The 13825-nt window shown below is 65.8% G+C and carries 11 protein-coding genes; 9 read left to right on the top strand and 2 right to left on the bottom strand.

All coding sequences use genetic code 11. The features are described from left to right. The 4 genes from GS429_RS22110 to GS429_RS06550 all read left to right on the top strand — a co-directional run. A partial coding sequence (locus tag GS429_RS22110; RefSeq protein WP_235920749.1) for an aldehyde dehydrogenase family protein occupies positions 1 to 706 on the top strand: 706 nt, incomplete at its 5' end. 80 nt (positions 707 to 786) lie between these two features. Then, the gene (locus GS429_RS06560; protein WP_160063858.1) at positions 787 to 1206 is read left to right on the top strand and encodes a DUF7994 family protein; all 420 of its coding nucleotides are present in this window, start codon (positions 787 to 789) and stop codon (positions 1204 to 1206) included. A gap of 286 nt (positions 1207 to 1492) precedes the next feature. Further along, positions 1493 to 2416 (top strand): DMT family transporter, encoded by a 924-nt coding sequence (locus GS429_RS06555; protein WP_328821276.1) that lies wholly within the window; start codon positions 1493 to 1495, stop codon positions 2414 to 2416. A gap of 179 nt (positions 2417 to 2595) precedes the next feature. After that, entirely contained in the window at positions 2596 to 2958 is a 363-nt protein-coding gene (locus tag GS429_RS06550; protein ID WP_160063854.1) for a hypothetical protein, read from the top strand. 146 nt (positions 2959 to 3104) lie between these two features. On the opposite strand, the gene GS429_RS06545 is transcribed toward GS429_RS06550, so the two are convergent. Continuing rightward, positions 3105 to 3509 (bottom strand): CBS domain-containing protein, encoded by a 405-nt coding sequence (locus GS429_RS06545; RefSeq protein WP_160063852.1) that lies wholly within the window; start codon positions 3507 to 3509, stop codon positions 3105 to 3107. Between the two features lie 195 nt (positions 3510 to 3704). Here GS429_RS06545 and GS429_RS06540 point away from each other — a divergent pair, with 195 nt between their 5' ends. The 5 genes from GS429_RS06540 to GS429_RS06520 all read left to right on the top strand — a co-directional run bounded on the left by GS429_RS06540 (position 3705) and on the right by GS429_RS06520 (position 12675). Beyond that, positions 3705 to 6095 carry a PD-(D/E)XK nuclease family protein gene (locus GS429_RS06540; protein WP_160063850.1) on the top strand — a complete coding sequence of 797 codons (2391 nt, stop codon included), beginning with the start codon at positions 3705 to 3707 and terminating at the stop codon, positions 6093 to 6095. Then, positions 6088 to 7140, top strand: coding sequence for a PD-(D/E)XK nuclease family protein (locus GS429_RS06535; protein ID WP_160063848.1), 1053 nt, complete (start codon positions 6088 to 6090; stop codon positions 7138 to 7140). The genes GS429_RS06540 and GS429_RS06535 overlap by 8 nt, the downstream gene beginning before the upstream one ends. Beyond that, positions 7133 to 10975 (top strand): UvrD-helicase domain-containing protein, encoded by a 3843-nt coding sequence (locus GS429_RS06530; RefSeq protein WP_160063846.1) that lies wholly within the window; start codon positions 7133 to 7135, stop codon positions 10973 to 10975. The genes GS429_RS06535 and GS429_RS06530 overlap by 8 nt, the downstream gene beginning before the upstream one ends. Positions 10976 to 11179: 204 nt before the next feature. Continuing rightward, complete coding sequence (locus tag GS429_RS06525) at positions 11180 to 11698, top strand: 8-oxo-dGTP diphosphatase (protein WP_160063844.1); 519 nt, start codon at positions 11180 to 11182, stop codon at positions 11696 to 11698. Between the two features lie 131 nt (positions 11699 to 11829). Continuing rightward, a complete protein-coding gene (locus GS429_RS06520; protein ID WP_160063842.1) occupies positions 11830 to 12675 on the top strand; it encodes a bactofilin family protein in 846 nt (281 codons plus the stop codon). 56 nt (positions 12676 to 12731) lie between these two features. Here GS429_RS06520 and GS429_RS06515 read toward each other — a convergent pair whose 3' ends face one another. Continuing rightward, positions 12732 to 13703, bottom strand: coding sequence for a quinone oxidoreductase family protein (locus GS429_RS06515; RefSeq protein ID WP_160063840.1), 972 nt, complete (start codon positions 13701 to 13703; stop codon positions 12732 to 12734). Positions 13704 to 13825: the final 122 nt, after the last annotated feature.

Here is a 13825-nt window from a genome sequence, read left to right as displayed (position 1 = left end):
GACGACCGGCCAGCGCTGCGTCTCGAGCGAGCGCCTGATCGTCCACACGGACGTCTACGACGAGTTCAAAGAACGGTTCGTCGACATCGCCGAGGACATCGCCGTCGGCGACCCGCTCGAGGAGGACACGTTCATGGGGCCCGCGATCGAGCCCGAGCACGTCGAGAAGATCCACAAGCACAACGAGTTGGCCCGAGAGGAAGGTGCCGAGGTGCTCGTCGACCGAGCGGACCTCGAAGACGGAGCGATTCCGGACGGCCACGACGAGGGCAACTGGGTCGGTCCCTTCGTCTACGAAATCGACTACGACACCGATCTCCGGTGTATCAAAGAGGAAGTGTTCGGTCCGCACGTCGCCCTCCTCGAGTACGACGGCGACATCGAACGCGCCCTCGAGATCCACAACGACACGCCTTACGGCCTCGCCGGCGCGGTCATCTCCGAGGATTACCGCCAGATCAACTACTTCCGCGATCACGCTGAACTCGGGCTCGCGTACGCGAACCTGCCATGTATCGGCGCGGAGGTCCAGCTTCCATTCGGCGGCGTGAAGAAGTCCGGCAACGGCTACCCGAGCGCGCGCGAGGCCATCGAGGCCGTCACGGAGCGGACCGCCTGGACCCTGAACAACTCGAAGGACATCGAGATGGCCCAGGGACTGTCGGCGGATATCATGACCTCGAGCGAGAGCGACAACGACGACTGATCGTCGTTCCTCGCCCGATATCGAGAGTTCCCGACGGCAATCCGAACGGTTAACGGTCGCCGGCGGCGAATAGCAGCGCGATGAACACCCGAAAGCGGGTCGTTCGCCACGGACTCGTCGGTGGCGGATTCGTCACGCTGTTGCTGGCCGCCAGTTTCGGCCTCGCGCTCGGCGTTCCGACGACCGTCTCGACGGCGCTGCTGTTTTTCTGGCTCGTCGTCGTCGGGACTGCGATGTTCGCCGCCGGCAGGTGGGAGCGCGTAGTAGTCGGGCCGGCGGTCATCGGCTGGCCTCGCATCGCTGCGTTCGCCATCGTTGCGCTCGCAGTCGGCTGGACCGCCATCAGCGTCACGAGCCTCCTCGAGGGCGACGGCGTTACCGGACTCGGCCCCGTTGAGGTCGTCATCACGGCCGGAATGGTAGGGTACTTCGCGTGGTTCGCCCGCGAGTGCTGGGTCGGCGGCGCGCGGATCGACGAGGAAACGTTCGCTATCGAGTGATACGGTTTACTGTAGTCAATTACCGCCGATCACCGATCCCGTCCCTGGTGATCGGCGGTAACTAGTTACAGCAATCCGTATGAGTGCTCGAGCGGCGGGTTCGACGAGCAGCCGGTGCTGGCGGGAACCGCGTTCCGAATGGTATCATTCATCCCGTGACTGCGTTGGGGCTGTTCCGGTGACCCAACTACTTCCCGAGACAGACGCGCCTCCTCGTCGAAGGATCGTGTTGCTACGTGTCAACATAATAGTAATTTATTTGACAATAGCTCTCGAAGCGGAGGGTGTGGCGTCCACTCGATACACCACGGTCGGGCTGTTCGTCCTCCTCGCAGCCATCTGGGGACTGTCGTTCGTCGCGGCGCGCGCAGCCCTTGCAGACGTTTCTCCCGTACTGCTCGCCGCGCTTCGGTTCGATATCGCCGCCCTCCTGCTGTTCGGGTACGCCGCTGTGACCACGACGAGGTTGGTGCCCGCCAACCGGCGGGAGTGGTCTACCGTCGCGATCGGCGGCTTTCTGTTCATCGCGCTCCACCACGCGCTTCTCTTCGCCGGGCAACAGTACGTCACCAGTGCCGTCGCCGCCGTCGTCATCTGTCTCGACCCTATACTCGCCGCTGGGTTCGCCCGGGTGTTGCTTCCCCAGGAGCGGCTCTCGTGGGTCGGCGGAGTCGGGTTGCTTCTCGGCGTGGTCGGCGTCGGGATTATCGCGCGCCCGTCGCCAGACGCGGCACTACGGGCGGACGTCGTCGGCGTCGTCCTCGTGTTTCTCGCGGCAGCGGCGTTCGCACTCGGCGCAGTCGTCACGCGGAGAGCGCGTACGGGGACGGACTTCCCGGCCCAGTCGATGCAGGCGTGGATGATGCTGATCGGCGCGGTGATGCTGCACGCCGGTGCGATCGTTCTCCCGGGAGAGGAATTCGTGGCTATCACGTGGTCGTGGTCAGTAGTTGCCGGTCTCGGCTACCTCGCGGTGATTGCCGCGGGAGTCGGCTACTTTCTCTACTTCGAACTGCTCGAGCGACTCGGCGCGATCGAAATCAATCTCGTCGCGTACGTCACCCCCATCTTCGCCGCGATCGGCGGGTGGCTTGCGCTCGGAGAACAGCTACAGGCACAAGTCGTGGCCGGGTTCGGTGTTATCCTCGTCGGCTTCGTTCTCGTCAAACGACAGGCCCTCAGAGCGGAACTCGACAAATACCGAGCCTGAGTGACAGACGTTCGAGGGTGCAACACCCGGGTTGCGAGCCGTTCCACGAATCTCCCGTGCGTGTCGCTGCAAGACGCGCGTTATCGGCCCGGGGTCCGGCGACGTTCGATAAAACCGATCACCCGGTATCGATCCCTTCCGGGAGTACAGCCAAGGTGAAGGCGATACAACCGTACCCCATGACGGACGATACCAGCCCCGATCGGTCCGAGGAATCGGAACCGACGCCAGCCAAAGCGGATCCGACGGACTCGTTCGATCTCGAGCACTCGGAGCGCGTTCGGCTGGGTGTCAGTCGCGGCGAAACCGATATCGAACTCGGGCCGCCGCGGGACTACCCCGACCGGGCCGACGTCTCGGTCCGACCGGAATCGGCGGACGGCCACCGAGTCGTCCTGAGCATCGACGCGATGGCGGGGGACCACGGGACGGGTCACGCCGACATCGAACTGACGCCGGCGGAGGCCCGTGCGCTCCGCGACCGCCTCGACGAAACCGTTCGCTGGATGACCGAAGACGACGATTCGACGTCCGATAGCTGACGCCAATGGGGTCGCTCGAGGCCGCACCTCGAGTGTGAACGGGATAGACGACGTAACTCGAGTTGACGACGGTCACAGCGGACGTAACGACCAGTCATCGGTGGTGACCAACCGTCTCCGTCCCCGGAAAGAACCGCTCGTAACCGTTACTCCGGGCTCGGCGTCTCTTCTCGCGAGAGGTACGAAGCGAGATCGGAGGTCGTGACCATGCCGATAACGCCCTCGTCCTCGTCGACGACGGGGAGGTGATGGAAGCCGTGCTCGACCATCACGTCCGCGGCATCGCGGATGCTGTCCTGAGCCGAGGCAGTGATAACGTCCTCGGTCATGTACGTCGAAACCGGCGTCTGGTCCTTCGGCTTCCGTTCGGCGACGATTCGAACGAAGTCCGTCGTCGTCAGAATCCCCTCGAGTTGGTTGTCGTCGTCAGTGACGACGACCGAGCCGATTTTGTTCTCGAGCATCGACTGTGCGGCGTCCTCGACGAGCGTGTCCGGCGACACGGTGTGGAGCGACGGGGACATGATTCGGGCAACGAAAATATCGTCCATACACGGTTGTACTCCTTATACATTATAAGAATTGCCGAACCGGACCTTGCTACGTTTCCGTGAGCTCACGCCAGCGCACTTGCAGACGCGTACAGGCGGGTGTCGACGACTCGCCAGAGCGGCCGACGAAATCACGTTCGCGCTGCGGCGCACATTTAAGTATCAACTCGGCCTTACTGGGTGACGTATCCACTGATGGCGTCACCGCCGCCCACCCTCCACGGAACCTGTAAACTCCGTTCCACACCGGTGCCGAGTACCGAGCTACTCGAGCACGTCGCGACGGAGTACGCCGCTCTCGCCGACGAGTACGGCCCCCGGAACGTGCTGGTCCTGAAACGTCATCCGACGGGTCTCGACCCCCTCACCGAAGCCCTCGCCGGCGTCGAAGCGACGACCGGATCGCCCCGGTCGCCCCGCGTCGAATCGCTACCCGAACACGCCTCGAAGGTGCTCGAAGAGTACGATCCGACGCTCGACCGACTCGAGTACGAAGAGCGGATCGAACTCATCTCGCTGGTGATCGACGGCGCCAGCCGCGACGTGCCGGACTACCTCGAGCGCGCTTCGACCCACGAAAGCTTCGCCCGAGACGTGGGGCAGTTGCTCCTCGAGGCGACGCGCCAACGGCTGGGACTCGCCGATATCGAGGCCGAAGAGGCCGACGAGCGTCTGGCCTTTCTGTACGCGATGAACGATCGCTTTCACGCGGAACTCGAGGACCGAGGCTACGTCGAGCGAGCGGACGTGATCCCGCGGACCGTCGAGTTGCTCGAGTCGAACGCGGACGGCCTGAGAGAGCGAGTCACCGACTCGATTGACGCGGTGTTGGCCGTCGAGTTCGAGGAGTTCCGGCGGCTCGATCGGCGCTACCTCGCCGCGCTCACCGGCGACGCGCAGCTCGTCTGTCTGGGAGAACGCCACGCCAGCGTCGAGCGCACTCGCGTCGAACCGGGCCGCATCGAGGACCTCGTCGGAAACGGGCTCTCGGTCGAGGTCCTCGAGTCGCCCCGCCGACGGAGCGATGGGGATGCATCGAACGAGAACGGTGGAGAGTCGCCACCACACCGACCGATAACGCGGTTTCTTTCGACGGGCGAGTCGCCACGGCGGTCGCGTTCGGACGCGCAGAGCGACTCGAGTACGGACGAGCCGACAACTGAATCAAGCGAGCGAGACACGGGGCGAGCGCGCCGAATTCGGACCCGAACCGGCCGCGAACAGGTCAGAGCGGTCGCCGCCGAGATCCAGGCGCTCCGGGACCGTCACGACTGGAGCTACGACGAGTTCGCCGTGGCGGTGCCGCGGATCGAACGGGTTCCGGAGACGAGAACCCGACTCCGCGACGCCGGCATTCCGACGGCGACGATCGGGACGCCGTCGCTCGCGGAGGACCCCGTGGTCAACGAGCTCTACGCGTTCGTAACCCTCCAGCGCGAGCGTGAACGGGCCGGCGGAAGCGAGCGGCTCGAGACCGAACTCGCCCGCCACGCCGACCGCGAGCGCAACCGCGACGCGGGGGATCCGCGCGAGGTTTCGATCGAACGCCTTCGCGCTCGCGTTCCCGATTTCTCGATCGAGTTGCTCGAGTCGTGTGCCGCCTCGAGCATCGCCGAATCGCTCGAGCGGTGGATCCGGCGGACGGACCTGAAGGGGCGAATCGCCCGCGAGGAGGACTGGGTCGACGCCCGCGAGCAGTACGCGAGCATCCGGCGGGTGCTCGAGATCGCTCGGTTCGTCGAGGAGACGGACCTCGTCGGGCCGGACTGGCAAGGGCTGCGCCGGATGCTCCGGCGGACCATCCAGTACGACGCGCCGTACGTCCACGCGGTCGAGACCCGGTCGCCGACGGGCGGCGTCGCGGTCTGTGCGGTCGACGACCTGAAGTACGACACCCGGGAAGCCGTCTTCCTGCTGGATCTGATCGACGACACCTATCCCGGCGAGCAGTTCCTCACGCAGCTGTTTCCGTCGGCGTGGCTCCGCGAGATGTCGACCTATCCGGCCGTCACGGATCCGTCGCCGACGGAGCTTACGGAGACGTTCGCGACGGTCGGTGCTGACGCCGGGGACGGGTCCGAAGCCGAGGTCGAAGCCGACGCCACCATCTCCACACCCACCACCTCCCCCCCTACCCACACCGTCAGCGACCCCTTCGAAACCTACCACGCCCAGCGCTCTCGGCGGCGGCTCGCGCTGGGTTCCCGCGCCGCCCGAACCCACCTCTACTGCTGTTCCTACGAGCGCGGTTCCGGCGGTCTGCGCCGCACGCACGACGAGTCTCGCTATCTGCAACTGATCGACGCAACGCCCGGACTCGTTCTCGAGGACATCGAAACGGGAACCGAGGCGACGATCCACGGTGAGACGAACGCGCTCGAGGCGCTGCTCGCCCAGCCGCGGGGCGAACTCGAGCGGATCCTCGGCGAGGCGAGTACGGGCGGCGAGGCCGATCTCGGGACGACTGAGGAACTGTTCGAGGAAATCGCGGTCGTACTCGAGGAGGGCGACATCGACCCCGACCTCGCGGAGGCGGTCCGGTCACAGTTCGAGTTCGCCGCCGGGGAGGTGGTCCGCGATGACTGAGGCGGAAATCGACGGCGAGGCGGCCGCCGAGAAGCTCTCCGTCGAGGGACTCACCGCGTACCTCACCTGTCCCCGGCGGTACGAGTTCGCCCACGTCCACGGTCTCGAGGGCGGCGACGACGACAGTACGGTCGACGACCGCGTCGGACTGCTCCGAACGGCGATCTGCGACGCTCTCCGGGGTGGGAAAACCGACCGCGAGACGCTCGCAGCCACCGCACGGAACCGACTCGAGGCGCTCTGGGCGGATCACGACGAACGGTTTCACTCGCGGACCCAGCGACGCCACGAGCGACGGGTCCTCGAGGCGACGCTCGAGGCCTACGTCGAGCGGGTCGGCGTCGATCACGCGGCCGGAATCGAGCGGCTGGCGGCCGACGCCGCGGGCGGGGAGTTGATCGGGCCGGAGCTTCCGGTCTCGAGTACCGTGTCGCCGCCGGATGGGGGTAATGGCGACGCCGACGCCGTCACGATCGACGCCACGGTCGACTACGTCTACGGCGACGGCTCGTCGGTCGTCGGGGTTCGGTTCGTCCCGACGCTCGCGCCGCTTGGCTTGCTTCGCTACCGATCGGACTGGGAGGGGTCCGTCGCCGAGGCGTTTACCGACCACTTCGATCCCGACGCGGACGCGTTCGAACCGTCGCTCGTCGGATCGCTCTTCGAGACCGCCGTCGTGATCGACGGCCTCCGCGACCGCTGTGAACGGCTCGGACTCGAGGACCGGACCTGTCGGTACGTCCAGATTCCCCTCGCCGACCGCTCGAGAACCGCGGTCAACTGGGTCCGGGAAACGGTCGAGACGAGCCTCGACCTCGCGGATCTGACCGACGTCTACATCGACCACCACACCTACGGAATGACCCACGAACACCGAAACCGGACCGTCGACGACCGACTCGCCGCCGTCGTCGGGCGACTGACTGCGGGCGCGTTCGACCCGACCGATCGCTGGGACGACATTTCCGACGCTGCCTGTCCCGACTGCGGGTACACCGTCTGCTGTCAGGACTACCTCTCTCAGGAGGTGCGATTCGATGGGTGACGCACCCGGCAATCGAGACCCGTTCGAACGATCGGACGCCGATCTCGAGCCGAAAGGCAACCAGCAGGCAGTCATCGACGGTCGAGCGGCCTGTATCTCCGTCGACGCCGGGGCGGGAACCGGAAAGACGACGACGATGCTCATGCGAATCGAGCGCGCGATCGAACGGGGCGACGTCGACCCCGACGACGTGCTGGTCCTGACGTTCGCGAACGAGGCCGCCGGCAGCATCCGCGAGGCCGTCGCCGAGCGCCTCGACCCCGAGGCCGCCGCGGCGATCGACGTCTACACCTACCACTCGTTTTGCTACCGGCTGGTCCGGGAGTACGCCTACTATCTGGGCTACTCGCCGGAGTTCGACGTCGTCACCGAGCGCAAACGCCGCCGGATCGTCGGCCGGCTCCTCACCGAAAACGAGTACGACTTCGCGGCCGCCTCGCCCCGAGGCGACGGCTCGCCGGCCGACCTCACCGCCGAGGTCGACCGGTTCGTCCAGGCGATGAGCCAGGAGGACATCACGCCCGAGCAGTTACAGGCCCAGCTTCCGGCGGTGCGAACCCTCGAACTCTGCAACGAGTTCGTCCTCTGGCTCGAGCGAACGGCGGGCGAGGAGCTCTCGTTCGACACCGAGGCGCTGCGGTACTTCAACCGGGACGAACACCTCGAGGGAGCCCGCGAAGCGCTGGTCGACTACGGGAAGCTCATCTCCTACTGTCGCGAGAAGATCGCGGAAGCGCCGGCGGCGTTTCGCGAAGACGACGTGGTTCGGGACGTCGATCGCTATCTCCGGGTGCTCCAGCAGTGCGTGACGAACACGATCGACGCGCTGGACCTCGACGATCCGACCACGAAACAGCTGCCCCGAGCGCTGTTCGGCAACGAGATCTGGCGCACCGCGACGGAGCGCATCGAGCAGAGTCCGTTCGGTCGCCTGAAACACTACGTCGAGTTCCTACGGCTCGCCCGCCACTACACCGCAGTGTACGCGGATTATCACGAGTATCTCGAGGCGGAGCGGACGCTGGACTTCGACGAGCTGGTGCGGACGGCGACGGAGCTGCTGGACGACGAGGAGATCGCGGCCGAGATCACCGACCAGTGGACGCAGGTCTACTGCGACGAGTTCCAGGACACCGACGAGACGCAGTTCGCCCTCATCACCGAGCTCACCGAGGGCCCCGATCGACCCGACCTGCTCGCCATCGGTGACAAGGATCAGGCGATCTACGGCTGGCGCGGCACCGACCGGGAGGGCCTCGACAGGCTCGCCGACGCCTACGACGACCACGAGGCGATCGAACTCGAGCTCAACTTCCGCTCGCGCCAGGAGATCCTGGACCTGACCAACCACTGCGGGTACGGCCCCCAGTCCTCGAAGACGCTCAGGGAGGTCGGCCGGACGCCGGGCGAGTACGAGTACGGGCGTGAATACGGGGACGAGACTGAACGTGAAGACGGCGAAGCCAGCGAAGACGGCAAAGATAGCGAAGACAGCGCGGGCGGCGGAACGAAGCCCTCGAACCCGCCGGATCGCGTCGTCAAAGTCGAGAGCGAGGAACTTGGCTGGTCGACCGCCGAGCAGGTCGCGACCACCGTCTCGCGGCTGTTAAACGGCGAGTCCGAGAACGTCCCCCGGCGCTCGCTCGAGGATATCGCGGTCATCGTCCGGACGAACCGCCACGCTCAGGCGGTCGCGGACGAACTCCGCGATCGACAGCTCCCCTACGAGATTTCGGGATCGCCGCGCGGCGAAATTTCGCCCGGAATCCGGACGGTTCTGTCCTATCTCCGCGTGCTCGTTGATTCCACGGCCGACGCCCACCTCCGGCGGGTACTGCTCTACCGGTATCGCCTCGATGAGGCCGATCTCGCGACGCTCCAGCAGCAGTCGGGGTCGCTGTACGACGCCGTGATGAGCTTCGAACCGGACGCCGACAAACGCCCGGTTTTCGAGAATCCCGACCGACTCGAGCGAGCACGCGACCACCTCGCGGAACTGGAGACGCTCCGGGACGTCTACCCGCTGTCAGGGTTCGTCCGCCGGTTCCGCGAATTGACGCGCCTCGAGTGGTTCCTCACGAGCGAAGAGCGGGACGAACTCGATCGTCTCGAGCGGTTCGTCGAGGCCTACAACACCGACTCGGTGATCCAGACGCTCACGCCGGCGTTCGTCGACGCGCTCGAGGGGACGCTACAGGGCGGCGGCAACGAGCGCACTCGCGGCACCCAGTCGACGGACTCCATCGACGTGATGACCGTCCACCAGGCCAAGGGCCTCGAGTTCGATACGGTGCTCGTTCCCTACCTCTCCGACGAGGAGTGGTGCGTCGAGAGCGATTACGCCAGGCGCGCCCGGTATCGGCTGCTCGCGGCGGCGCTCGACCACGAGACCGAGTCGCCGCTGCTCGCTGATCTCGCGGCCGAGACCGTCGGCGAGGAGTGGCGGGTGCTGCACGTCGCGCTGACGCGAGCGGAGAATCACCTCTTCGTGTTCGGCTCCGAGTACGACTACGACGGCGAGGAGAGCGAACTCGCGGCCTCGACCGCGGCGGCGTGTCTCGCGGACGATATCGAGTGGTCGGTCACCGGCCAGCGGATGGACCTCTGGTCGTCGTTGCGGGAGAGTTTCGACCGAGTCCAAGAAACCTACCCCGAGACGGTCGTCGATCGTACCGACGAAATCGCGCTCTCGGCCGGCGTCAGTCCGGGAACGATCACCTACTACGCCGACTACGGCGACCGCCCCGTCGAACCGCTCGAAACGCGCGAGGCGATCGAGACCGTTCACCGGCTGGGTCGGCTGCTGCGAAACGGGACGCTGTTGCCGGCGGCCGACGCGGCGAGTTACGGGGTGCTCGACGACGGCGGCTCTGCCGGCGCAACGGGACGAGTTCCGAGCGGTCGTCGCCCGGCCGCGCTGACGACCGACACGGTCAGATTCCCTGTCGAGACGCTCTCGAACGCGACCGAGCTCCCGGTGGCGATGCGTCACAGCTACACGGCGATGGAGACCCACGACACCTGTCCGCGAAAGCACTATCTCGATCACGTCGTGTCCGCGATCGACGATCCAGGGGGCGGGCAGTTTCGGACGGTGGAGTCGCTCTCGAGTGGGTCCCGCCTCGTCGGCACCGTCTTCCACGACGTCGCCGAAGAAGCGTTCTACCGAGAGTACCGGACCCGCGAGGAGTGGCGAGAGGCCGCCGTGCGACAGCTGACCGCGAGGAATCTGCTCGAGCACCGCGGGGCCGTCCTCGCCTGTATCGACCGCTACTTCGAGGCCGCCGCCCCCGTGTTCGACGAGCCGGTCGCCGACTGGGAGCTGCTCGCCGCGGAACTGCCGTTCGCGCTCGAGGACATCGCCGACGTCGACGGCGACGTCGTCGGCTACGTGGATTCGGTCCGACGGACGCCGGACGGCGACCTCGCGGTGCTCGACTACAAAGCGACGGCCGAGCGGATCGCGGCCGACGAGGCGACGCAACTGGCACTGTACGCGAGGGCCTGCGAACAGCGGTTCGAGGAGCCGGTGTCGGCCGTCGGCTACGTTTACGTCGGCGACGTCGAGGGCTCGCGAGTCGATCTCATGGCTCCCGACGACCTGCCGCCGTGGTCCGCGGTGCTCGAGACGCTCGAGGCGGTCGATCAGCCGTCGTTCGACGAGACGACGCCGGGCGATCACTGTCGGTATTGTCCGCACCGGTCGCTCGGTTGCGGGCCCGAGGAGTACGAGGATGTGGATGGGGGCGGGAAGAGAGACGGAGACGGAGACGGAAACGGGAACGGGAACGAAGGACCGAAAGCGTACGCGAGCGACACCGTAGTCGACGATTGACGGTGCCCGAACTGGGTACGCGGCTCTCGAGCCGGCTGCCGAGCGAGTCGTCGGACGGCAGCGGTGAACTCGAGGATAGCGACACGAGGACGACCGCGAAGAAAACGCACACCGCGGAAGACGATAGCGCGCGATCGGGTCGCCCAGGGGGCGAGAACGAAGCCGAAACTGACGCTTTATTTCCCGTCAGACGAACGACCCCGTATGATCGAAGCGACGCTGTGTTTTCCGAGGCGGAGTCGCACTGACGGGAGCGGGAACGAGCGAACGGACGAAGTCCTCCTGATTGAGAAGCGCCGCGGACTGGGCGAGGGCTGGTACAACGGCCCCGGCGGGAAGCTCGAGGGCGACGAGACCCCCCGAGAGTGTGCCGGTCGGGAAACGCGCGAAGAAGTCGGCCTCGAGATCGATCCCGAAGCCCTCGAGAAGGCCGGCGAACTCACCTTCCTGCTCGACGGCGAGGCCCACACGTTCTGTCACGTGTTTCGAACGCGGTCGTTCGCGGGCGAACCGACCGCGTCCGAGGAGGCGCGCCCGGAGTGGGTCCCCGTGGAAGACGTTCCCTACGATCGGATGTGGGAGGACGACCACCTCTGGCTCCCCGGCGTCCTCGAGGGGAAGACAGTCGTCGGCGAGTTCCGGTTCGAGGGCGGCCCGCCGCTAGACGAGGCCGAGTTCGTCAATCACGACCTCGAGTGGGACGTGGCCCTCGGAACGCGATAGGCACTGACACAGTACGGCCGATTCAATTAGTTCGGCCAGAAGACGGCCTATATCGGCGTATTCCCAGACGATGCAACTCGAACAGGGGGCGATTACTCATTTACCAGACGATAATAGTCCCGTCTAACAGAATGACCGATACGACTCGTCGACGGACGTTCGTTGCAGCGGTCGTCGGAACCGTCGGTTCGCTCGCGGGGTGTCTGGGTCAATCCTCTGAACCCAGCGCCGAGAACGGCACCGAGACCGTCGAAAACATGTTCGCGGATGACGAGGACGACGGAGAACCGATCGAAGTCAACGGTGGTGAAGACGAGGAAGACGACGATGACGAGGACGGCGAAAACGAAACCGATGACGTGACGGTCGAAGAAGATACGGACGAGGATATCTCGACCGAAGGCACGGTCGAACTCCTCGCGGACGTCGACGTTGGCGGTTCGATCGACGCCGGAGCCTACGTCCTTCTTCGAGCGGACGCCGAGGTCGACGGCTCGATCGACGCCGGAGAGGACGTGCTGGTCGGAACGGACGTCGAGGTCGACGGCCCGATCGATGCCAGCAACGTTATCCTCGAGGCGGACGCGGAAGTCGACGCCGACGTCACGGCAAGCGGCGACGTGATGACCGCCGAAGACGTCGAAATCGATGGGGCGGTCGACGCCGGCGGCGCTGTGGATCTCGGCGACGACACCGAGGTCGACGGCGACGTGGCTGCGGGCGGATCGGTGACGACACGTGCGGACGTCGAAATTGACGGCTCGATCGATGCCGACGGGGACGTCTCACTCGGTGACGGCACGACGGTCGACGGCGACGTCTCCGGCGACTCGGTCGAGGAAGGCGAAGGTACCGACATCGACGGTGACATCGAAGAAGACGATGCTGCTGACGACGACTCCGGCCCGTTCGATGACGATGGCGATGGCGATGGCGATGACGACGACGATGGCGACGATGACGATGCCGACGAGTAAGAAACGATAATCCGCTGCAGTTCCCGTTCGAACAGGTACGGGCCCAGGCCGTCCGGTTACGGCTGTAACACGACCTTCCCGGAACTCTTGCGGTCTTCGATGTACTGGTGGGCCTCGGCAGCGTCCTCGAGCGCGAACGACTCGCCGAGAATGACCTCGAGTTCGCCGCTCGTCAGCCCCTGGGTGAGTTCGGGGACGGCCTGCATGATCGTGCTCGGATCGTGGTAGGAGGCCTGACCGAGGTGGAACCCTTTGACCGTCTTGTTCTCGAAGAGCAGCCGTCGGTTCTCCACTTCCGCGGGAACGCCGCTGGCGACGCCGTAGGTGACCATCCGACCGAAGTGAGACATCGCGTCGAGGCTGCGCTCGAAGACGTCGTCGCCGACGCTCTCGAGGACGAGGTCGACGCCGTCGCCGTCGGTCTCCTCGTCGACGACCTCCCGGAAATCGGTCTCGGTGTAGTTGATCGGGTGGTCACAGCCCAGGTCTTCGGCGAGGTCGAGTTTTTCCTGCGTGCTCGCGGTGCCGAAGACCTCCGCGCCGTAGTTCGACGCCAGCTGGACGGCTGCGGTTCCGACGCCGCCTGCGGCGGCCTGGATCAGGACGGTCTCGTCTTCCTCGAGCCCGCCCCACTCGAACAGACAGCTGTGGGCGGTGAGGAACTGGACCGGAAAGCCGGCGGCCTCCTCGAAGCTCATTCCCTCGGGGATTGGAAACAGCATCTGGGCGTTTGCCGTTGCGTACTCGGCGTAGCCGCCCGTGTTGAGCATCGCGACGACGCGGTCGCCCTCGTCTAATCCGACACCGTCGCCGGTCGCATCGATCGTGCCAGCGGCCTCCATCCCGGGCGTGTAGGGCGCGTCGGGACCGCCCGGGTACACCCCGCGGCGTTGCATGATGTCCGCGAAGTTGATCCCCGCCGCCTCGACCTCGATCCGGACCTCGCCAGCCCCCGGTTCCGGCAGGTCGGCGTCGATTGCCTCGAGTTGGTCGCTATCGCCGTACTCGCGCACCTCGATTGCCTTCATATGCTATTGTGTGTGACACACCTGCAAAAAGGTGTGAGAACCGGAATAAACGAACGCATCGTTGTGTGTCCGACGGGAGCGACGGGTGTCTACGGTTTGCTGTAACGATTGTCCGGTGGGAC

The organism is Natronorubrum halalkaliphilum (assembly GCF_009834785.1).
GTDB lineage: Archaea > Halobacteriota > Halobacteria > Halobacteriales > Natrialbaceae > Natronorubrum > Natronorubrum halalkaliphilum.
The sequence above is the reverse complement of the archived record's forward strand: the minus strand, read 5'-3'. Positions and strand labels throughout refer to the sequence as shown.